The sequence below is a fragment of the Chitinophaga sp. 9-1-y genome, assembly GCF_059511905.2.
On the sequence record NZ_CM197955.1, the window covers coordinates 2,795,390 to 2,819,853 of the forward strand.

6 protein-coding genes are annotated in these 24,464 nt (G+C 47.4%); 4 read left to right on the forward strand and 2 right to left on the reverse strand.

Translation table 11 applies throughout. From position 1 onward, the window contains the following. Positions 1-152 precede the first annotated feature (152 nt). A complete protein-coding gene (locus tag AC5ZC7_RS11030) occupies positions 153-9,572 on the reverse strand; it encodes a Tc toxin subunit A-related protein (RefSeq protein WP_496159238.1) in 9,420 nt (3,139 codons plus the stop codon). 35 nt (positions 9,573-9,607) lie between these two features. Then, positions 9,608-17,299: a SpvB/TcaC N-terminal domain-containing protein gene (locus AC5ZC7_RS11035; protein WP_496159237.1), complete on the reverse strand. Its 7,692-nt coding sequence runs from the start codon at positions 17,297-17,299 to the stop codon at positions 9,608-9,610. Between the two features lie 489 nt (positions 17,300-17,788). On the opposite strand from AC5ZC7_RS11035, the gene AC5ZC7_RS11040 reads away from it, so the two are divergent. Genes AC5ZC7_RS11040 through AC5ZC7_RS11055 form a run of 4 tightly spaced genes read left to right on the forward strand, consistent with a single transcriptional unit; the run spans position 17,789 to position 24,462 of the window. Then, positions 17,789-18,430, forward strand: a complete 642-nt coding sequence (locus tag AC5ZC7_RS11040) for a sigma-70 family RNA polymerase sigma factor (RefSeq protein ID WP_496159236.1) — start codon at positions 17,789-17,791, stop codon at positions 18,428-18,430. 60 nt (positions 18,431-18,490) lie between these two features. Further along, positions 18,491-19,474: a FecR domain-containing protein gene (locus tag AC5ZC7_RS11045; RefSeq protein WP_496159235.1), complete on the forward strand. Its 984-nt coding sequence runs from the start codon at positions 18,491-18,493 to the stop codon at positions 19,472-19,474. A gap of 51 nt (positions 19,475-19,525) precedes the next feature. Further along, the gene (locus tag AC5ZC7_RS11050) at positions 19,526-22,921 is read left to right on the forward strand and encodes a SusC/RagA family TonB-linked outer membrane protein (RefSeq protein WP_496159234.1); all 3,396 of its coding nucleotides are present in this window, start codon (positions 19,526-19,528) and stop codon (positions 22,919-22,921) included. Positions 22,922-22,938: 17 nt separating this feature from the next. Beyond that, positions 22,939-24,462, forward strand: coding sequence for a RagB/SusD family nutrient uptake outer membrane protein (locus AC5ZC7_RS11055; RefSeq protein ID WP_496159233.1), 1,524 nt, complete (start codon positions 22,939-22,941; stop codon positions 24,460-24,462). The last annotated feature ends 2 nt before the right edge of the window (positions 24,463-24,464 follow it).

Sequence of the window (24,464 nt, forward strand, 5' to 3'; positions counted from 1 at the left end):
TAAAAGATGATGGGAGATGAAAGCGGATACTGCCTTCATCTCCCATCTTTCTTTATCCTAAAAATCAAAACAAAAAAAATCAGTATAATCAGTCTAATCCTGTACAAAGACAAAATCCGCTCTGATCATCCGCTAAACTTTCCGCTTTCATATCAAACACTCAGCGTAAACCGTAGTACAATAAATGCCTGGTCAATGGGTGCCACCATATTTTGTATACGCAGCTGCCAGTTCTTGATGGCATCTGTTGGGGCATCCAGTGTACCACTTTTTAAAGCGCCGATAGGCTGACTATCTGTTAATGGGGTACCATTAACAGAGAATACGGCGGTTTGATCACTGGTGGCCAGGAACACATCCGTAACTTTCAGCTTTAGCGACGTATAGGCGGCATAGTAGGGAAGGAAGTTGGTGAGTTTCCCCAGTTCCATGATATGATCGCCTTGTGCATTGGTGGTCGTCATGGCTTTATGCCATTCTGTGGGTAAATCATGTTTCAGATCCGCAAACACAAACAGTCCTTCTTCCTGTGCCAGATCATCTGTTTTTTTGATGAAGTTGCTCACACTCTTTGCTGCGGCCAATTTGAGGCGATCGCCTCCTTCAGAGGCGGTATAACGGATGGAGATAATGATATCAGAAATGGTGTTATAATCGAATTGCCGGAAGGACGGCAATGCTAATTGCCATTTACTGATGACACCTGCTCCTTCAAAAGGAAGGTAACGTTCATCTTTAAAATTCAATTCAAACATACCGCTGTCGTTTTGCCCGGAGCTGGCGGTAATAGCCATTATTGGCGCCAGGAATTTAATGAAGCGATCATCGTCTTCATCGGTTTTTTCCGGGTAGTTATTGGGCGTTGCCAATGCGGAGTTACGGCAGGTATGATCCAACAGGCGCAGCGTGGCGTTTAATCCCGTGTAAGGACCGGCAATACAGGGAACGGATAAAGACACTGTTTTGATCCTGCGTTTGTAATGTCCGGGATAGTCCATATCGAAAATATACTCAGGGATGGAGAACTCACAGGCGCCGGTTTCCTTCAACGCCAATAAAGCCAGGGGATTCAGTTGCCGGATGGAGATATGTTTGGTGATCTCGTAATCATATCCGCGGTTTTCCTGGTAGGCAGCTTCCAGTTGTTTCAGACCCACATACAATTGTTCGCCGGCTAATAATCCATCGTGGCTGGTATCCCAGCATCCGCTCTGGATAAAGCTGGTAGTGGTAAGGCCCCGTTCAAAGCGATAGGTTTTCTCCGCTTTCTGTGCCAGGTCGTAGGCAACATTATATACTTGCCGGTACATAGTTTTCAGCTTGCCTCTCATCCAGGTGTATAATGCGGTGTTAGTATATTTATTTTTCAGGAAGTCTTCTACTTCCTGGGCGTTATCAATTTGTTTTTGTTGGTTCACCAGGTCCTGGTTGGCCATGGCGATCCTGATTTGTTGGGTAGCTATTTGTTTGTCGATTTGTTTGATTTCATAACCGGCTGCATTGGCCTGCATCACGCGGTCTTCCAGGGCGCGTTTGAAACCGCCTTTCTTCGCCGCGCTGGCGGATTGGTACGACATATAATTAGCGGTCATCTGGAGGGCTTTAGACATGGTTTGTGCTGCCTGTCCGAGGTTGGTGCCGCCAAAGCTGGTGCCTACACCCACGCCGAAAGGTTCTGCTGATCCGGTGATCAGCGGTATGGCAAACAGGATGCCTGCAATTACTTCCGGTGTGGCAGCTGCCAGCTGAAAGCCTGCCGCCAGTGATGCCATATTCATATCTTCCTGTTCGTAGGCGATTAATTTTAGCCCGCTATCATCCAATGGAGTTTCTATGGCATTGGCAATTTCTGTATAGTCGGTGTCCATATCCGGTACTTTGCCGGCATCTTCGCCAATCAGCTGCAGGAAGTACTGCATACGGTATACGGGAGATTTACGGTTTTGTTGTAATCCTTCCAGCATAGACTGGGCTTCTTCTACCTGTTTTTTCCGGATCTCCATCTGCAATTGTTGCATCACATTTTCGTGCCTGGCCCGGATAAGCGAGAGGGCTTCATTGTCATTTTTTTCGATAGCAGAGAGGATAGCGGAGCCCATGGATTTAAGTTCGTTACATAGTTCCAGTGCTTTTTGCAGCAGGTAGTAGAAACGATAATTGGGCATTGCGGTATTCAGGTCGTTTAAAACCGCATCTATGCTCAGTCCCTGTGCGGCTGCATTCACCAGCAATGCAGGGTCAATAGGTGGTTGGAAAAGCGGTAGCAGCCGGAATACACCATCTATGTTTTCTGAATGGCGGATTTTAAATAACCGGTCGTCTAATGTATCCCAATAGCCCATCAGTGTAGGGTTGTTGGGGATACAGAAATAGAGCGTAGAGGCGAATCCAAAAATATTGGCGTATTCAATTTCCTTTTGTGCGTTTACTACACCTGGGGCTATGAGCTGATTGCTGAAGGGCGCAACCAGTTCCAGTTCCACGATGGCATTGCCAAAGGCATCCCATTTGTTCAGGAGCGACTTATAAGTTTGTGGCGCCACTTTACCGCGTCTTGGAATGAAAGCAGGCCGTTGCCCGAGTATATGATAGGCCAGGATGTACAGTTGGGTGGCCTGGTTAATACTTTCAATACTGTCTTGACGGAACAAATAATCTCCCCAGGCTACCAGGTTGTCGATGTATTTCATAACTACCCACTTCATATAGGCTACCGGGCGGTTGCGGGCTACCACATGCGGCATAAAGGGATGGTTGCGCCATTCTGTGATGTCTTCTCCGGCGGCTTTGTTAGCCTGGAGCTGATTGAATATTTTATCGAGCGTGCTTTTGGTATCTATTTCCTTAAAGGGTGCAAACTGCCAGAACCTGGTGTCGTTGGTACCTGTGGCCATCGGATTAAATACATAGTGATACCATTTCATGGCTTCTTCAAACTGTTGTCCATCGCTGAGTGCATTCGCCAGCATCATTGGCGCATGAAAGAATAATTCCCAGTTATATAGCGAATAAGGTCGTTTCAGCTCATGATAGGAGTTGGACTGCTGCTGTGAATAGGCGCCAAAGGCGTCGCCTTTGTCGGAAATCGCCGTCAGGTTATACCGGAAGAAACTGGCGATATCCGGTAGGTTGATCTGCCCCAGCAAAGGGCTGCTGTAGGGATAATTGAACGTATCAGTGCCTGGTAAACCGTTTGACATTTCCAGTAAACCGGGTGAGTCAAAGTAGATGTTGGTATTGATACGTGTATTGTTGGAAGCGGCAATCTGCCAGGAAAATAATTCCCCTTTTGATTGATTGAAAAAGTCGATAGGAATGGCTTCTGTGGTGACCGGCGTACCGTTACTGATTACATTACCGTCGAAGCTGAAGGCGGCACGGAAAGTACCATCACTGTCGTATTTGTCATCCACATTAATGAGTACATGATCGCTATATACTACCGGCACAAATTTGAAGTATTCAATGTCCTGCAGTAAGCTGATAGGAGCGGAGTTAAAGAAGTCGCTGCCTATCTGCTTTTGTGTCCATTTACCGTTCTGGTATTCGCTCCAGCCCATTTTTATTTCGTAGTAGTCGACCGGCTTATTGTCGTTGGACGTGGTTTTGGCCAGGTCGTTAAAAGTGGTGCCACCATTTTCCGCCGGTTTGGTTTTTCTCACCATTTGAGGGAAGAAAACCAGCAAGCGATGGTTCCATACCACTGGTACCAGGAAACAGCCATTCGTATTATGGGTGCGGGTAAGCAGTCCAACGAATATGCCGGTAAAGTTATTTTGATCCCAGGCTGTCTGGATTATTTTTCCTACCGCCACACCATCGAGCGCAGGGACGTAGAGGCTGAATTTTCCGAAATCCGTAATGCTTTGCAAATGGCCTTTCCAGGTCCAGTTACCTCCCGAAAAATCCGGGGTATTCGGAAGGTAGTTTTTAATACTGCAATGGGTCATGGAGACATGCGTGGTGGGTGATATATACTTATGGGTACCCGAAATAAGTATCACAATTTCTTTGTCGGTGATGTCATAACTCGGAATATCCAGTTGCATTTTTTCCCAGGGATACCAGTTGCTTTCTACCAGGTCGAGGTAACGATAATAGAAGAAGAAAGGCGTACTCCGCGTGCGGGAAAATACGTGTAGTTTGGCGCCTGCGCTCCATTGGTTACCGGTGGGGCTGCCATCTATATAAAATCCTACTACTTCCATATTAGATATCTCATGTACTTTATAGAGATAGGATTTCAGGGCATCGGTGATGTTTTGTTTGTTGATATCTTTTTGCAGGAGTTCACTTTCCAGTTCTGAAAAGCAAGCGCTTTTATCGTCGCGCAGATTACTTTCTATCCAGTTTTCGGGATACAGGAATACCTTGCGGTTGGCTTCCCATACGCGATAGCGTTGCATCCAGTCCCAACGGTCGCGGTCGAGGATATCATTGGCGATGCCGGATTTATTTGCTTCCAGTCCCAGGAAACAACGTTGTATGAATAGCTGTACGGACGAAATAGCCTGTACTATACGGGAGGTTTCCATAACGGCATCCATCTGCACATCAATCAGGAAATACTCAAAGAGACCATTGGCATCTGTCACCCCCCATTTTTGTATTTTTTCATCTACCAGCAGGTAGCCGGTGAGTGCGTCCCTTTGATGATTCCGCAGTTGGTCATTCGCTGGTTTGATGACTTGTTCCCAGTCGGTTTGTTTATACCGGGCATGAATGGCTTTGTCGATGTTGCCGGCAATCTTATGGCAGGTAGGGAAGTCGGCGCCAGGCTGTGCCCAGTCAAATAACAGGTTCGCTTCCATACCTATTTTGCTGGTCACACTAATGGCCTGTTGCAGTGTGAGCAGGTTGATTTCATTTTTAAAATACGTAGGGTCGTTCCAGTTAAAATGGGTTGGTGCTATTAATTCCGTAACAGCGGTGGCATCCCAGTTGGTGAGCGCCGCTATTTTAGGTACCAGTTGGGTATTGTCGATGTTAGGGCTACCTGTCCATTGGAAAAATTCAATGATGCTGGTACCAGTTTGCGGAAGGGAATTACGTAGCCGGGTATAAGCTTCCAGCCGAAGCCACTGTGTCATATCAGGGGCATTAAAGTCCACCCCAAAATCAGGGGTATGATGGAAGATGTAGTTGATCTCATCTGCACTGAGATTAAATCCGTTGACGAGGATCGCTGTTTTTACCAGCAGGGTAAGGGCCGCTGTGGTACTGGTGCTGGCGAAATCCGGTAACAATACAGCAGATGGTATCTGCGTGGGCAGGGAAGTTGCTGTTTTCCAGCTAAGATCTTTCAGAGAGCTATCCAGGTCCTTTACCTGGAAGGTATATACTTTTCCGGCGAGCAGTTGTGTAGGTACGGACCACCATTCATTGGTGGGATCGGCCTGTTGAACAAATGGAAGTATGGTATTCCCCAGTTGAATAACTGGTGCCTGAACGGTGCTGCCGTTTTGTACAATAAAAGTAACCACCGTGTCGGAAGCGGGTATGAGAAAGCCATTCCAGCCAGTGGCGGCAGGTGCGGTGCTGTTCTTTATACTTTCAAACACATTGTAAACCGACAGGGGGGTGGGAATAGCAGGTACCTGCAGAATGGTAGATGCCAGCAAATCTGTTACCGCCAGGTCCATACCTGTTTGATTGGATAACTGGTTGATGATAAAAGGATGGTATAATTGCTGCCGCAGATATGGCAAAAATATTTGCAGGAACGCCAAACGCTTAACGGGCGCCGTGTTGGGGTCAGGCTGTGCAGCATTCATCTGGTCTGCGGTGACGATGACATCTCCCTGCAGTAAAATATTTTTTATGGTATCGGCTACTCCCGCCAGCAGGAGTTTAAATTGTTTGTCTTGTTGTTTAGCGATGCGGTCCAGTGCTGGCGCCCATCCTGCGTCATTGCTCAATGCATTATACGCGGTGATTTCCCCGGCGGTCAGGATGCCGGTTACCTGTATGCGGCCATTGGTCCAGTCGTAAATGAGTTTGGTACGTAATGACAACAACTCTGGTGAGGGAGGTGTGGCGATGGTATCTTTTTTGGGATCCAGGCCGTCTCTAACACTGTTGAGCTGCAGCGGAGCGTTGGTGGTGAAAATATTGGTACCATTGAGTATACCCAGGATCAGGCTCACGGATGCCTGGTCATATAACAAACTTGTTTTCGCTTTTACGAGGTCATTGGAAGCCTGATTTTGCAGGTCGGCCAGTTGATCGTCCGGGCTGGCACTGGGATCGGCGGGTACCAGGTCGGGGTTAGCGGTATCGATGCCATTCAGCCCGTCATAAATATTTTTAGCCAGTTGAAGAATCGTAATCAGGGTAGGTGTAAATGGTTTTTTCGTATTATCTATACCCTTCAGTACGTAGTTGAGTTGCCGGTAATCAAATCCGGCGTCATCCATTTTTGTCCAGGACTGAATAAAATGCAGGGTGGTATCGGCATCGGTAAACGGATCGCCGAACAGCGGCCAGGCTGCGAGGAAGTCTGGCATGCGCAGGCTGAGTGCTTTCGTCAACAATGCATAACGATAAATGAAAGAAACATTGTCCAACGTAAGGTTTACCAAACCTGGTTGCTGGGCGAGGAGTGCATTCATATCGTTCGCCAGCAGGTTGAAGGCAGACATCAGTACCGGCAAATGATCTTTAATAGCGGTAGTGGCAGTGAGGTAGTTACCATCACTGTCGGGTTGGAATACGGTATCTTCTCCCGTAATATTATGGGTAAGTAACAAGCGGGCATAGAGGGATGGATCACCGGTGGTGCTGATATTGCTCCAGAAGGTGAGTAATTTTATTAATTCCAGCCCGGTGAGGTCCAGTAGTTTTTTTACGGCTACCAGTTGATGAATCAGATAAGGGTTAATGTTATAGTGTAAGAGGGCTTGTAACTGTTTATTTTCGCAGTGGCAGTCGTCTACTGCTTTGGGCTGACACGGCGGAAGGGCAACGGCTTTGGACGACAAACTCATGATGGCTTTATCCGTTTCATCAATCGTCCATCCCAGCTTATGCCACAGGCGGATAAACCGGTGGAAGCGATCGTATTCCGGCTCAGTCAGTGGGGTGCCGTCTAAATGAATGATCTCTGTTTTGGAGATATCACAGGTATCTGTAAAGTCTGTCCGCGTAAACTGGTTATTCCGGAAATAGCCAATGGTCTTGTTATTCAGGACAACGATGCCGGTTAGTTTTTTAAAGGCGTCATTATAGGATTTATATTCTCCTTCAAAGGTAATGAGGCCGGTTTTACAATCTATGCTGGCGATGCGTATGGATTGCTTTCTCATTACCCGGTACAGCACACAGTCTCTTATCTCAAACTGTACGTCCTCCGACATGTTAGCAACAGCGGGGTTGTTATCGGAGCGTTGGAAGATAACGGTGCCGTCGATACAATGACAGCCATCATCCAGTACGATTATTTTGCCCACTTGTTTGAAGGAGCAAATCAGCCAGTGTTCCAGTTCCCGGGCATCAATGGGCTTGGTTTTCTTGGGTGGCTGGCAGGGGTTGGGGACCGGTTTTTTGAAATACAATCCTTTTGCTTTCGCCCATTTTTCCGGGTCCTGGATGGCGGTCATCTGTTCGGAAAGGGTGAGCGTCATCAGGTAGCGATAGCTGAAGGGGAGGCTTTCCATGATGGTCAGCGCCCGGCCTGAGGGCATACAAAAGTTCAGGTATTGCGTTTTCAGTAAGGTGACCAGGTCTGCGTATTGAATACCGGTGCGGGGCAGCAGCTGCTTTTGAACAAACTGTAGCCCGGTTTTGGTGGCGGCATCAGTGCTGAGCATGTCCGCGGTATTGGCGGCAACAGTTTTGGAAGGATCATCATATCCAAAGTAATAGCATACCGGTTTTACCTGTATAGCGTCATGGTAGGCGGTGACGCTGTTCACGTGGTTACATTGCACATCCCATTGTGCTTTACTTACAAATGCTTCTTTGGTCAGTATAATATATTCTTCCTGGGTGATATAGAGGAACTCGGCATCTGTAGCACGTTGCAAGTATTCGTTGTGATATTGATCCAGTTGAATATTCCGGGGACTGGCCGGATTGGGATCAGGGGCGTTAACATCCCGGTCGTTGTTAAGTGGATTGGGTGTGGCCGTAGCATTCACCTGCCGGGGCGACCGGAACGTGTCCATGAGTTCATAGCGGCTTGTTTGCAAAAACTCCAGGTAGTTCCGGATCACATCAATAGGCTGATGATAGGGAAGTACAAAAGGATAAACGGCTTTTGATAAAATCGTGTAGGCTTTGTAGTTAGTGTGTTGTGGTTGTGCCAGTAGTTCACTGCTGGTTTCGTTCGTAACATTAAAAGCCTTTAGTTTTTTGGGGTCGTTGTATACCACATATTGTTCCATTACTTCATTGACCAGGTCCACATAAGGCAGTATGGTATTGGTGTTGGCACAGGTGAGTTCCAGGCAGCCGAGGTCTGGCCGGCGGTCAAATAGTTTTTGCAGTGGGGTGCCGGAAATGTCGGTAGGGTCGATTTTTATTTTGATAGAGCTATCGGCGCCACTTTCTTTCTCGCTTAAATTATTATTCCGCAGGTACTGTAGTAGTTCCACGAAGTAAGAAGCGGCGCTATATACGGAGGTACACTCACCACATTCGCAGAAGTCGGCATCTGCAAAGAGGGCATTCCAGTCCAGCGGGCTTACGGGTGTTGTTTGTGTAGTGGCGGCGGCTTGTATAGATTGATCGATGAGGGCTACGCCGGTGCCGCGCAACGTTTCTACTGCCGCCATCATGGCTTGTTCGTTTGTAATGCGCCGGGCCATGGCGGTTTCATGAATTTGTGCGGCCGTGTTTTCATCGAGGCCGTTGGCGGTCATCATGCTGGTAAACTGCTGTTTCGGCATGTCACTGATGCGCTGGCCGGTGGTGAAGTTGGCCGATAGGAGTGCTGGTACTGCTTCGGGGGCAGGGCTTACCCGCACAATTCTTTGAAGTGATTTTAAATCCTTGCTGACCGCATCTTTGTTTTCGGGAGAGAGGTTACTTAATGTATTTTCTTTGTTGAGCAAGTCATACACGGGATGCTGCCGGATATTAAAGTCCGGGTTTTGTGTCAGTAGATTGGCCACCTCTGCGCCGGTGGGGGTATTTAATAATGGCACTTGCGGGTCTTTTACCATATTTACTACTACCGCGGTAGGTTCTTCCTGGAACAGCCGGGCATGCAGGGTTTGGGCGTATGCGGCTTTTGTGCTGCCTTCGGGTACAGCATCATCCGGAATACTATCGGCAAGGGCAGTTCTGCTGAATTGGAGGGCAATATCCCGAAGGGTATTGGTGTTGGTATCTTTTTGAAAACGGGCAACCACCGGTGCATTATTATCTGACCAATGGGCAAGTGTAGCGGTGAACTGTAGTTTGCTTACCAACGCAGGTGAAAAAGCTTTGTCTGCTGCAACCGCAGCAATCGCTGCGCCGGCGTCTTCGTTATGGGAAGACAACAACGTGGTAAACGATTGAAGCAAGGCGGTGTCGTTGCCGAAGTCGGCGTGAAAGAGATGAGCAGCAGCTTTTTTGGGGGCTATCATAAATAAGAATTTTTAGTGTTTGTTTTTTATAAAGATTACTCACACACGTAGTAGAGTTGACTGGGTACATCTGAGCAAAAGTTTTCAACGGGTTTGGATGCGTCCGGTCCTTCTACCTTGATGCCTCTGTCCTTTAGCACGCCCTTCATAAATTGTGCTTCTTCCGAATTGACTGTTTTCATGAGCGGCGTTTTGGATTTGAGTAAGCTGGACAACAGTCCCGGTAATCCGCCTAATGCACCACCAAGCGTTTGTCCTATGGAGATGGCATCTCCTAATATTTTAGGGCCGGAGATACCGTTGTCATAGAGCTTCCAGGGCACTTTGGTAAACATCGACATAAATAAGGCAACAATAGCGCCTACGATCGCTCCAATAATGGCTCCCAGTATGGAGCCGATGGTGCCGCCCATCATACCGAGAATAGGGAATATACCACCGACATTAATGAGGAAGAAGGTGTCGTCATATTTACTTTCCACCTGTTTTAGCCCATCATAAACATTCCGCCATTCTTTCTCCGTCAGCCTGGCTCTTTTGGATTGTCCTCTGGATATGACGCCTTTGTCCTGCATAAGCTCCATGGCTTTTTCATTGTCTCTTACCACCGCCATAAAGTCTTCAAAACTTTTACCGCGTACGGCGAGATCAGCTTCCGGGAACATGAGGTGCCCCAGTCTGTCGCCCAACAGGAATTCCGAGGAGTGATAGTGTGCATCCTGGATGGGGTGTAATAAATCTTCCCCTGCATCTTCCAGGCTGGGGTAGTCTGTGTTTTTGAACCGGTTATAAAAGTGGTTGACTTTTTCTTCCCTGGTGCCATTATATAAAGCATGTTTTTCCACGTTTACCTCTTTGTTGTAGTTGGTAGAAAAACTGTTTTCGGTGGCATCCAGCCTGTTTACCCGGTCGGCCACATTGGAAGCGCGGCCAATATCAATGGCTTCTTCGTCACCTACATATTGCGAGGCAATGAGGGTAGTGAGGTATTGGTGAATGGCGATATCGGCGCGGCCATTAATATCCGAACGGGTAACGGCATTGTTGCGGGCATACCGGTATACATTCAAACCTGCGCCGGTACCAATAGGATCTGTATTACACCATCGCCCCAGCCAGGGGATGTAATACCGGGCGGTATGATACTCCAGTCCTGTTTCTTCATCCCGTTCCCGGCTGGTGTACCGGTAGCGTTTAGCCGCTACTGTTATAGCGCTGTTATTAGCCTGGTAGGCGGTGGTGCCGAAAGGATGATATTCCTCGTAGTTGATGATACGTGCCTGTTCATCGAGCTCCAGTGAAACGCTGTCGAGGTGATTATCCAGCTGATACCGGGTGGTACGTCCGGCAGGTGCTTGCTGCAGGCTGCCACCTACTACCATGGCGGGCGCTGTTTCGGTATCTACCATGGCGATCCGGGTTTTGTCATCCATCAGGTGAACGGTTTCCCTTGTAAGTCCGTTGTTATGCTGGTATATTTCGTAGCTACCCAGGTACAGGCGTTCTTCTTTTTTCACAGGCATGTTGCCGTTAGTAGCAGCATATTCTGTGATCTTCCGGATTCTTTGGCCGGTGCTGTCATACACATAGTAGGTGGTTTCGGGGGTACCGTTGTTGACGACCTGTTGAGACGTAGCCTGTATTTCTTCTTTGAAGTTCCACTGCATGAGGGGCAGGTGCGGCATGCTGGTCATAAACCCGTGTTGTGCATGGTGTGGGTATACCCATGTTTGCAGGCCGATAGATGTATTTTTAAGGCGGTTATTATGATCTTCATAATCATAATTTCTTGTCCAGGACCCGGCGCCGGCGCTGTGGAGCATTTGTTGAATATTGCCAGCTACATCATATTGGTAGCGCTGACTGTAATTACGCAGCGCATTGTTACTACTCTCCGCATGGGGGTTAATGAGGGGCGCGTCATTCCAGTTGTCCTTATTACCAAACGGTACCAGGGTATCTGCCTCTCTGCCGCTGGCGTAAATGAGCCGGTACAGGGCATCGTAGGTATATTCGTTGGTAGCAGTTACCTGGATATTTTTGAAGAAAATATCCGGCAACGCGGGATCATCTACCTGTAAAACATTACCAGTAGGATCATATACATAGTGCAGATTTTGCAGGGGCGTTGGAGCACCATTACTGCTGATAATATGGCGCAGGCGAAACGTGAGGGGATCGTACTGGTACTTCGTTAAAACATCATTACCATATCGGATACTGATGCGTTGCCCTTTTTCATTATAGGTGATATTTTTTACAAACCAGGTGTCCTGGCCATTTTCAGTGAGTATAACGGTAGTCAGTAGTCCCGCCGCATTGAATGCCGGGGTGGTGATTTTGCTATCAGGGGTAGTCTGGCTGATCATGCGGTTGAGGGCATCGTACGCGGTATAAGTGGTGAAGGTATCCTCTGGTGTATTGTGCAGCAGGTTATCCGGCTGGGGGACATTCCAGTTGGGAATATTTTTATAATCCTGTGCAAAGATCCGCGTACTTTCCAGCAGATTACCTTTAAAATCAAAGATGCCGGAGATCACTTTGCCGGCGTTGTCATATAAATATTTAGGTTGCCCGATGCGATTTAGTGCCTGTTCTGCCTGGCGGGCAGGGAGTGGCATACCCGGACTGTCGCCATAGATCACCTGTTCAAATAACGTTGGCGTATAAACGATGTTATCGCCTCCCAATACACTTTTACCGATGGGCCGGTGCAGGGCATCGTAGGCAAACGATAATTCATGAAAGCGCTCATCCCATATTTTTACGGGTTTATTCATCACATCCGGTAGTGTCCAGCGTTGCCCGCTGTCCATACTGATTTGGTGGATGCGTTGCCCGGATATATTGTATTGCCAGGCCATCACTGTATTGCCACGGGGATCTGTTACTGACAGGGTATTCCCGGTGATATCCATGGCAGTCCACCGGAAATGTTTTCCTTCCTGTATCAGCTGGGCCTGATCTTCCCAACGATTATGTTCTATAGTTACAATGGTTCTGCCTAATGTATCTGTGATGGCACAGGAAGGAGTGTTATAGTGGATAGCTGATTTTATGGCAGCTATTTTTTCCGGATCGTTCGCATTGGGAAGCGCCATGCGGGTGGCATACCAGTCGCTGTCTTTTACGGTGTCGTTTACATCGTAGGAGCATTGTTTCCATGCATCGAACACTACTTTATTGAAAGTGCCGTTGGGCAATGTGGTGCGTATGTTTCTGCCAATGGCATCATAGTAAAGCGTGGGAGATACGCCTCTGGCCACCCAGGCCGGATCATTTTCATAAGCGGGGGTAGTAGAAAAATACGGTTCGTACTGGTGGATGGGATTCCCTTTGTTATTCCGTACGGTGCGCCCGTTGCCCACCCAGCGTAGCCGGGTGCCTGTATCGACTGTGCTGTTATCAGGGAGCACTACCTGTCCCGGTTCGGCAGGTACTTTTTTCATGGCTATCTGCCCAAATCCATCGGTGTATTCAAAACTAATCTGTAATGGACTGTTCGGGTTCACGGCCGTATGTTGCTCCCGTTTAATACTGGCGGCAACTCCCGGCTGCCGGCTGAAATCATAAAGGATTCTGACGCTGGCATTTTGAAGTAGCTGCCGGGCCAATACCAGTAATTGCGTATAGTCGCATATGTTAGGGGCTACCGCATTGGCCAGTGTAAAGAAGGCGGCAATATTTCCCTGTTCTGTGAGCCCCGTATAGTCGGTAATGCCGGTTAAGTTATCCGCTTCTATTCCCTGTAGTGGATCGTTGCCGGCCTTTCCTTCAATGGCCGCTGCCTTTACCAGGCCCAGTTCATCAAAGGTAACGGAGCTAATATTCAGGTTGAAATCCAGCATGCGTAAAGGAGAAAGGGTACGGTAGCTGAAATCCAGTACACGGGTTTCATTTTCGTGTGCATCGCGCATGCGTTGCAGGTATAAATAATCTTTATCATAAAACGCTGTAGATACACTTTGAAGCGGATCGGTATAACTTACCGGGCTAAAGAACCGCTGTTGGATATCATTGATCGTTTCCCCGCTTACACAGTATTGCACAGTACCGGATGGTATCCACCAATTGCCGGCATCCGCCATAAATCCGCTTTGCTGCAATTCAATAGCGCCTACGCTGAAAGGTTGTGAAAATGCGCTGGGTACAAAAAGCGCTTGCAGCAGGGAAGGGGTATAGGTAAGCTGATAGCTTTCATATGGAATGGCGCGTGCTGCCATATTGCCATCAGCGAGCGGCTGTGTAAGGCCGGCGTTGTAGAAAGTGGTTTTAGTGTGGGTGGTGAGGCGTTTTTGTGGCGACAAATTATTTGCCGTTTGCTGGTAATCAATTTCAGGGATGCTGTTGAACTTTCCTTTGAAATCATTGATAGCGTACGCCGTATTACCACCGCTGGGCGTAAACCCGGTGAACTCATAGGTTTGCGTTTGCCACTTTTTTCTTAGGTAATAATTGCCGGCAGCCAGTATATCTTTTGTGAAGTCTTGCCGGGTAAAGGTGATCCATTGTTTTTGCTGCGCCGCTATTCCCTGGAGTTTGGCTTGTGTGGTGGCAGGCGTATCAGCCGCATTGGCCTGGAGTAATGGCTCGGATTGTAACCGGTGGTATACCACAGATACAGATTCCAGTACGTTACCCCGTTCATCGGTGTCCAGTGTAAGCGTATGGGTGATGCGAGGGTCGGCTGCCTGGCGTTCATACAGGTAGTTGATAGATTCACTTTCTCTTACCAGGAATGCTGCATATAAATGATGATGGTTGATCTGTAGTAGTTCTATGGCGCAGTTATGCGTAGCCACGGAATAAGGGATCTGTTGTGTTTCCTCTGCCGTTGCAATGAAGGCGAGAAAGTCGGGGTCATTGTCTGCATAATTTTTGGCCGCCTTTTCCTGCGCAATTTTTTGTGCCGCGTCGAGTCCGAATATTTCCTGGCGTAGCGTCATGCCTTTGCAGGCGCGAAGGGCTTCCCGCCAGGTGACGGCGCTGAGCTGATCTGTCGGGAAACCGCTTAGTTGGGGATTGGGTATCAATACAGCGTCGGGCAAGGCATGCTCTGTAGCGGTAGTATGATAGCCATTGTTATTGAAAAGGACTTGCCAGTATTCATCAGTGAACTGGGTGAGCAAGCGTTCCCTGTTGAGGAAGGCGCCGGTGTGAAACCATGTTTTGGTTAATACGGGCGCCTGGTGTTGTGCCGTTGCCGGCGTATTGAATACATCAAAGTCTTCCGCATCGGTTTGCTCTACCCGGCCAAATCCGCGAAACTCCCGTTCTGCATGATCATAATAGCCATGATGATAGGTATACTGGGTGGTATACCGGACATTCGTAACCGCTTCTGAAACGATAATTTGTGCTACCACCTGCACGGGGAATGGTAGTTTGGTAATCCAGGGGGTACCATTTTTTTTGTCGGCCAGGTAATAAGTGGTGGAGCTTTTATAAACCAGTGTGGTTTCTTTTCCCATACCGTTGTTATGCCGGCACATGATATGTGGTTTGATACCGCCCATTAAATCAATGTAACGCATGGGAGCATCCCGGTAGGCGGGCAATTCAGACGACCATACTATACAGGCCGTTCCGTTGCCGGTTAAGTCGGTCACTGTAATTTTGTTAGGTTGTTCGGTGGGTAAGAAGGGGTGTATGGTGGTGGCTTCACTCCAGGCGTTGCCACAAAGATTCAGATAGGCGTTGAATTCATTTTTGCCCAGGTAAATAATATCGTTGGCGCCGGTGCCGCTGATATCCGCTAATACTAACCAGGCAGGATTAAATAGTTCCGGTGTGTCAAACAAGGGGGCATTGTCCATGGTGATTTTGGCGCTAAAGCGGCCGTAGCCCATGTTGGCCCAGTAACAGATTTCTCCGTTGCGGATGCGCACCAGGTCTGTTAATCCATCGCCCGACATATCGGCGAGGAAAATGCGTTGCGTGGGATCCGAGAAGAGAATGGCGGCGCCCAACTCTTCTTCGTAGGGTTTGGGAGCCAGTTGACCTTTGCTATAGCCGGTTTTGCCTTCACTTTCCCAATACCAGAAAGCGCCCAGGTCGGAGAATAGGATATCAGGTTTCCCGTCTCCGTTAATATCGAGCAGGCGTATATTAGGATCGTGCAGGTCCAGGTGTAGTGTTTGCAGGAAGGCGCGGAACGGTTGCCAGTTGCCGTCGTCGCCTAATTCGAAATAGCCATGTGTGGCTGCTGAGTTGACAACAATTTGCTTTTGCCCGTTTGCGTCCAGGTCCTGCAATTGGAGGGTGGCATTTCCGAACCCGGTAAAGCTGGGTTTCGGTATAACGGGGTGGGCATGTTCAAAGTAAAGGTCACCGTTGTCATCTGTGCCGTTATTGGATTTATAAAACCAGCTATTAGCCTGCTCTGTAAGAATGCCATTAATGCCCTCGTTGTATAAATCCACCCATTGATAGTTGCCGGTAATGCCAGTGGGCGCGTGTACCAGGCTTTCCGGTGGCACGGCTTTAACGTCCGTATTCCAGCGAAGCCATTGATATTCGAATGTGAGGGGAGGCAAAGATTGGGTGGTATAGTTGTTTTGTTGCCAGATATAACCTTTCTGGGTAATAGTGGTGAGATAAGTAAGTGACGTGGGTTGGTCGCTCAGAGCATTGGCTGGTGTGTAAGTAAAATCGAGCGACTTCACCAGTGTTGGCATGCCGCTGTTTAACGCCGGAAAAGTATGAAACAGGAGTACCCGCTGGCATAGCCGGTAGGTACGTAGTTCAAAGCCGGCGCGATAACTGGAAAATGGATCTTTGCGTGCTGTCCACTTACCGGTATCATCGGGTTGGGGGCGTAGCGCATCATGCTCTCCATAATCAAATATCAGCTGAAAAAAATGTTCGGAGTCTGCGGGCGGTGTTATTTCATAAACATCGCTGGGGTAATAAGGCGTTTTGTTGCCGTATTGAATGCTTTTGAGATGTTTGTTGCTAAAGGGTTGCCGGCCGTTGTACCTGTTTCGTTCCGGCAGGTCATTCGCTATATTGACGAGATCCTCCGCTTTATAGGTATACCAGATAGCGGAGCCTTTATCATCAAAGCTACATTCGGGCAGCCATTTAAAAACCAGGGTATCATTGTCCGGATGGGTGATACGGCATGCCGGGCTATAGCCAAAAAAGGTTACTATATTTTGGGCCGTGGTGACCCGCCAATAATATCCTTTGCTGGCGTGAAAAATGCGTTCTATTCTTGAAAACCCGCTCTCTATTCTTGGGCGGTATTCGCGGATCGTAAAGGCTCCTACGGTTTCCTGCTGCACCTGCCATTCATTATTCTTCCAATGCATGAGTGGCACCAGTTCTTCCAAACCGGTAAACATAAAAAGGTCTTCTGCTTGTATGGCGGTTGTATCGTTGGTATCCAGGTACCGCGGAATTTTTTTATCGGTGCTGCGCTGAATGGCTGGCAGGGCTATATCCCAGCCAATGCCGAAAAGATTGTTGCCGGCGCCTGAATTATAGGCGAGCGACAGCTGTGGCTGGAATCCATTTCTGCCCGCTGCGCCGGGGAGCGGAACACTATAAGTAGCCGTTCCATTCGCTGCATTGACCTGGAATTTTTCATCGATACCTTTTAAGGCACCACCACCGGAGGGTAAAGATATCCTGGGTATTTCCAATGTTGGGGATGGGGCAACTGCCGGACCAGGTGCAGAAAATGAGCTATTCATTTCCTCACGGGCCATATCATGCTGATTCATAAAGTTCGAATACTTTTGGGGGTTGGGGTATCTGGATTATTTGGGGGATCGAAGACCTAATGACCTTGCAGCAGTTTCATTTATTCATGTTAAATATAAGGAAAAGCGGGTAAACCTGAGCAGAAGGCAACAGCTATTTTAGTGGACGCCCTGAGCGGATTTTGTCTTTGTACAGGATTAAACTGATTAAACTGATTATATTTTTTTGATTAAAAAGATAAGCGAAGACAGGTGGGTATATTATTCCTCTATCTTCACTAATCCCATCTATCTTCCAAAATCTTAAAAATAAAAATCAGTTTAATCAGTTTAATCCTGTACAAAGACAAAATCCGCTCAGAGCATCTGCTATAATAGTTTTTTGCTTTACGCGTTTTGCTTTCTGCTCAGATTTTAACCAATTACAGGTTAAAATCCGTATACATTGGGATAATTTTTATATAGTCTGCCACCCGGAAATGAAATAAATTGGCCCCCAATAACCTTCCAGTGGCACTAACTAATTCCGATACCAACATTCGGCAGATTCATGTACAACGTAGCACTCCTGCTACCGGGGAAGAACTGTCTGTGTTCTGGAGTGAATTACAGCAACATAACGAACATGGGTTGTATAAGATTTATCATGAATTATATGATAGCTTATATCATTATGGCATCTCTGTAGTGCCAGATACCCAAATGGTGAAAGAAGGCATCAATGATGTGTTTGTGGAGTTATGGAAGAAGCGGGAACAGTTGATGATGCCCGACCATATACCGAATTATATTTTTATCTGCTTTAAGCGCCGTCTCAGTAAATTATTGGGGAAAGAATCAAAACGCTCCGCCAAATATGCAGGAGAATTATTCCAGGAGCCGGAAGAGCAGTCGTATGAATCGGTGTTGATCAACCTGGAATCCGACGGACAACTACGCCATAAAATGGAGAATGTGCTGGCGCAATTAACCGCGCGGCAAAAAGAATTTATACGGTTACGCTTTTATGAAAATATGAGTATGGAAGAAATCTCCCAGCAAACCGCTGCTTCTGTACGTACCATTTATAATACCCTGCACACCGCCATTGTACAACTCCGGAAGATAATGTCCTTCCTCTTTCTCACACTTATGTGGTATTTTGAAAAATAATTTATTTTTCTTTGGTAAAAAATTAAACGACAACTCCTCTTTACTTTAAACGGGCGATACATGAACCTGCAATTCTTCATGGCGGAAGACTTTATGCTGAATGACTCCTTTGTGCGTTATTGCCTGCAAAGCAATGAGGAGGACGTGGCTTTCTGGACTGACTGGATCGCCCGCAACCCTCATAAAAAGGCCGAAACAGACAAGGCGCGGGAATGGGTATTACGTTTAGGGGTAAAGCTGAATGCAGAAGAGAAACAAACGGAATTCAACAAGCTGCGGGCCATGATTGAAACAGATCAGGAGATCACCGTGCGGCGGAGAAATTACATTCCTTATGTGGCGGCGGCTGTATTGGCAGGCTGCCTGGCATTTGCCTGGATGTGGAAGAAACAGGCGGTGGTGGATACGCCTCCCATCGCCTATAAGACTTACCGCGCTGATAGCGCCCGTAAGCAGATTGTACTGGCAGATGGTACCACCGTGATTTTAAACCGGAACAGCACATTACAGGTGCCGGAAAATTATAACCAGCAGGAGCGGCATTTAATACTTTCGGGAGAAGCATTATGCGATGTACAAAAAGATGATACGCGTCCATTTACCGTGAGTGCCGGTAACACCCGGGTACAGGTATTGGGAACGGTTTTTAAAGTACGCGCTTATTTATTCGATAGTAGTGTAAAAGTATCCCTGCTTTCCGGGAAAGTAAAAGTAGCTGCGGCAGAGGCATCCAAAGAATTATTGCCCGGCGAAACGCTCGAAGCGCAGAATGGTCAGCTGATTCCCGGCAACTTTGACGTAGCCCGCGAACAAGACTGGCGCAGGGGCAGATTATTTTTCAGGGATGCTTCGCTGAAAGAGCTGGCTGCACAACTGGAATATTGGTATGGTATTAAAGTACATATAGCACCGGGCAATTATCCGGCGATTCATTTTAACGGTGAGTTCATCAACAAATCTTTGCCAGAAGTATTGGCTTCTATCAGTTACATCACGAATCTTAAAACGGTTATTCAGAAGGACGAGTTATTTATCAACCATTGATTATAGCAGCGGTGCTGCAATTCCATTCTAAACAATAAACTTTCTAATGTTATGAGAAAGAAAAGCATCTCTTGTACCTACAAGGGTATAGCCCGACGTGTGCTCTGTATGGCGGTGGCAGTGTGTTTGCTGTCATGGGTACAGATTACCGAAGGACTAAAGAATAAAGTCGAAGTAGGTTTTTCCCAAACCAGCGTGATCAACGCATTGCGTTACCTGGAGAAAAACACCACACTGAAATTTTCTTACAACCGGGATGACCTGGAACGTACCGCTAAATTTACCATCGACAAAAAAGTCCGTACGGTAGAAGCTTTACTAAAGGAAATTTGTAACGCTACCGGCCTGGAATATAAAATAACGGAGGACATCATCCTCGTAAAGCCAGCCGCTCCACCCGCCATTTCCCAGGCGGATCAACAAAAAGAAGAAAACCTGAAAGGTATCGTGAAAGCATCCACTGGTGAACTGATGCCTGGTGTGAGCGTGAAAGTTAAAGGCAGTGCCAAAGGAACCCTCACCAATGAGAATGGTTCCTTTAGCCTGACTGGCGTACCTGAAAACGCCATCCTGCAAGTTACCTTCATAGGGTATGAAGAGCAGGAAGTAAAAGTAGCCGGCCAAAAAGACCTGAGCATCACCCTGTATCCTTCCGTAAAAATATTAGACCAGGTGGTAGTAGTAGGTTATGGTACCCAACGTAAAGGGAACGTAACCAGCGCCATCTCTTCTGTAAAAGGTGAGGCCATTTCAAGTATGTCCACCAACAATCCTGTAGATGCACTCCAGGGACGAGTAGCCGGTTTAACAGTAGTGAATGCGGGCGGTCAGCCTGGTGCTACCGCTGATGTACGTATCCGTGGATTAAGTACCATGGGCGGACATAAACCTTTGTTTGTTATCGACGGATCTCCCGGCGACCCTGCTTACTTAAGCAATAATGATATTGCCTCCATGGAGGTGTTAAAAGATGGTGCTGCGGCATCTATTTACGGTTCTTCTGCAGCTAATGGTGTGGTACTCATCACTACCAAAAAAGGAAAGAAAGGTGCACCCGTGGTTGATTTTACGGCCTACTATGCCGGCGTAAAACCTACTGGTCAATATAAACTGCTGGATGGAGAAGGGTATAAGTCAGTGTTGAAAATGATGTACCAAAATGCTGGTCGTACACTGCCTGCTTATGTAACTAAAAATACCGGCGTAAATACCAACTGGCAGGATGAAGTAACCCGCCCGGGTACCGCTGAAAACTATAACATCAACCTCCGCGGTGGTGGCGATTATATCACCTACGCACTCAGCGGCGATATCACCAATGAAAAAGGTACTTTCACCGGATCTGATTTTAAGAAGAAAACGCTGCGCTCCCGCAATGAATACAAAAAAGGTATCCTGACAGCGGAAGTGAACCTGGCTTATGCGGAAACAAAATCCAGTGTTCAGCGATTTTCTGTACGTGAGTCTTATTTCCAGTCGCCTTTACTCCCGGTATTGGATAGTAAAGAAAAATATGGTTACGCTTTGCAGGTAGATAATCTGCCGAAGTTCCAGAACCCAATGGCTGCTGATCACTATTTGCAGAATGCGATAACTACCCAATACCTGAATGCCAACGGACGCTTTACCCTCGCGTTGGCGAAAGGACTGAAGTTTACAACAAACCTGAACCTGATCAATGAAAATGATTTCAGTTTCAGCTACCGTCCTGCAGTACGTATCAATCCAAATGACGGCGCCGTACCTTATGCTAACCTTTTCAATCAGCGCACTAACTATCGGGACCGCCTGATGGAAAACCTCCTGTATTACGACTGGTCTAAAGGTAAGCACACCCTGAATGCGCTGGTAGGTTATACCGCACAGGAAATTAGCAATGACTACCTCAGTGTAACTGCTGATGGTAAAACAGTGGTACGTACTATACAAGATGGTGTACTGGTAGAGAAAACAGTACCCGGTGGTTTCCTAGATCCGTCTTTTGTAACCATGGATGGTGCTTTGGGCGGTACTTTCGGTGCAGGTGGTACCAGGACGAAATATGTACGTCTGTCTCAGCTGGCCCGTATCAACTATGCTTATGATGACCGCTACATGTTTCAATTCGCTATCAGAAGAGATGGTTCTTCCAAGTTTGACCTCGACAAGCGTTACGGTATCTTCCCGTCTGTAGCGGTGGGTTGGAATTTGCAGAAAGAAGCCTTTATGAGTAATGTTACCTGGCTGGATATGTTGAAATTACGCGCCAGTTATGGTGAGCTGGGTATAGAACAGGCATTAACACCTTATGGTCACCTGAACCTCATGTATGTAGACAATACCTGGGCAGGAGGGTATGTACAAGGTAGTGGTGCTACACCATGGCCTGGTATCATTGGTCAGGACCTGATTGGCCGCGAACAGCATTGGGAAACCAACCGTTCTGCCAATATTGGTTTTGACTACGCCCTGATTAAGAATCACCTGAGTGGTTCCTTCAACTACTTTAATAATCACACCATTGGATTGCTGGTAACTAAAGAAGTACCACCTTCTTCCGGTGTAAACAATCCTACCCTGAACGTCGGTAAATTCAACAACCGTGGATGGGAACTGGAAGCTACTTACAGCAACCAGGTACATGGTCTGCAGTACAACATTACCGGTACTGTCAGCAGTGTTAAAAATGAAGTAGTGGAACTGGGTAACAATGGTCAGTCTTTAAATGGTACTGGTCTTAAATTTGGTTCAGATCATATTGCTAACCAAACCCGTGTAGGCAAGGAAGTAGGTGCTTTCTACCTGTATGAGGCAGATGGTATTTTCCAGACCGATGCAGAAGCTGCTAATTATAAAAACAAAGCCGGTGATCCGCTGCAACCTTCTGCCAAAGCAGGTGATATACGCTTCAAGGATACCAATGGTGACGGCGTGATCGATGATAATGATAAAACCTACCAGGGTTCCGGCTTCCCGAAATTTGAATATGGGTTGAATATCAACCTGAATTATAAAAATTTCGACTTCACCTTATTTGTACAGGGCGTAAGTGGAAATAAAATTTATAATGGTAACCGCTTCGAACTGGAAGGAATGGATGCCGGCCGTAATTTCCTGACCACTACCTTAAATGCCTGGACACCGGAAAATACCCACACAGATATGCCGCGTGCTATCCTGGGCGATCCCAATAGAAATGCCCGCGAGTCTACCCGCTTCCTCGAAAAAGGAGACTATGTGCGCCTGAAAACGATCCAACTGGGGTATACTTTACCCGCCAGCTTATTGAGCCGCTACAAAATTCAGAAGATCCGCTTTTATGCCGCTGGTCAAAATCTGCTGACCATTACCAAATACAGCGGATTGGATCCTGAAATCTCCAGAGCTTCTGTATTGGATACCGGTCTGGATCGGATGCAGTATCCGCAGAACAAAAAAGTAATGGTGGGTGCGCAATTGTCTTTCTAAGCATAAAATCATTTAAAATGAAAAAATCATATTTATATATACCCGTTGTACTGGCATTCCTGGCTTTGACCCCAGGTTGTAGTAAAGATGTGTTGGATCAGCGTTCTCCGGATAAACTGGATGTGGAGTTATACTGGACTACCAAAGAGCGGGCATTGTCTGGTCTGGCTGCGGCCTATTCACAGGTGGAAGGCTTCGTTTACTGGGATAACTATGTGGAAGCACGTTCCGTACGCAGCTTCTACCGGGAAGACTATGTTGAGCCAGGTGATGATGCTTACAACTATGCATGGTGGGTAGAACACTATAATTTCAACTTCACCTCCGGTAACTATGCGATCGACCTGTTATGGCGCGAAAATTACCGTGGTATCTATTATACCAACCAGGTATTGGAAGCTGTAGCAGCGATGAAACCGGAGATGATCGATGACGCCTCTAAAAATCAGATCCTGGCGGAAGCGCATTTCCTTCGCGCCTATTATCACTATAAACTGATTGTTGATTTCGAAAAAATCATTATCCGCGATAAGGTGCCAAAGGGAGAAGGAGATCTGCCGCTGGGGGTATCAGAACGTAAAGCTGCCTGGGATTTCATCTGCAGTGAGCTGAAAGCCGCAGAAGCTGGATTACCGCTGCGCACCGATCGTCCGGATACTGAACTGGGCCGCGCTACCAAAGGTGCTGCGCAGGCACTGTTAGGAAAAGTATATTTATATCGCGCCGGAGAAGATAAAGGTAATGCTACGGCGTTACTCACCGAATCATCCGATTGGTTGGGTAAAGTAATTGCCTCCAATCAGTATCACCTGAACGACGATTACATGTCCATGTTCAACGGTGCCGCCAGGAATACGCCGGAATCTATTTTCGAACTGCAGCAGTCTTCCGATGTAAACAACGGTGCTGCGTATGGTTCCTACCTGGGCGACTGGGTAGCTGCATCCGACATGGGCGGCTACGGTGAAATTTATGGTACGCCACGCTTCCTGGCAGAGTTCCTGAAAGAAGGGAAAACTTCCAGCGACCATTTGTATGATCACCGCGTATACGGCACCATTCTTTTCAATGATTCCTACTTCAATGATGCTACCAAAAAAGCCTACGGTTATAAGTACAGCGACATTTTCGGCGCCACCGCCAATACCATCGCTTTCCGTAAATGGGTACCGGCTTCGCTCGACCGTTTAGGAAATGATAATGCTATCAACGTTCCCCTGATCCGTCTGGCAGACGTTATGCTCATGCAGGCGGAAGCGCTGAACGAACTGGGTAAACCAGGCGCCATGGCCCTCATCAACGCCGTACGTGACCGCGCTAAAATGCCGGCACTGACCCTCACCGATAAAACGGCCATTTTCAACCAGGTGGTTCACGAAAGAGTAATGGAGCTGACCCTGGAAAGCTCCCGCTTCTACGACTTGCGCAGGTGGGGCCTGCTGGAAAAAGAAATGAAAGAAGCAAACCGCTCTTTCTCCCTGGATAAAGCATTTTACCCGCTTCCGCTGAAAGAAACCGTGAATAATCCGATGGCTAATTAAGG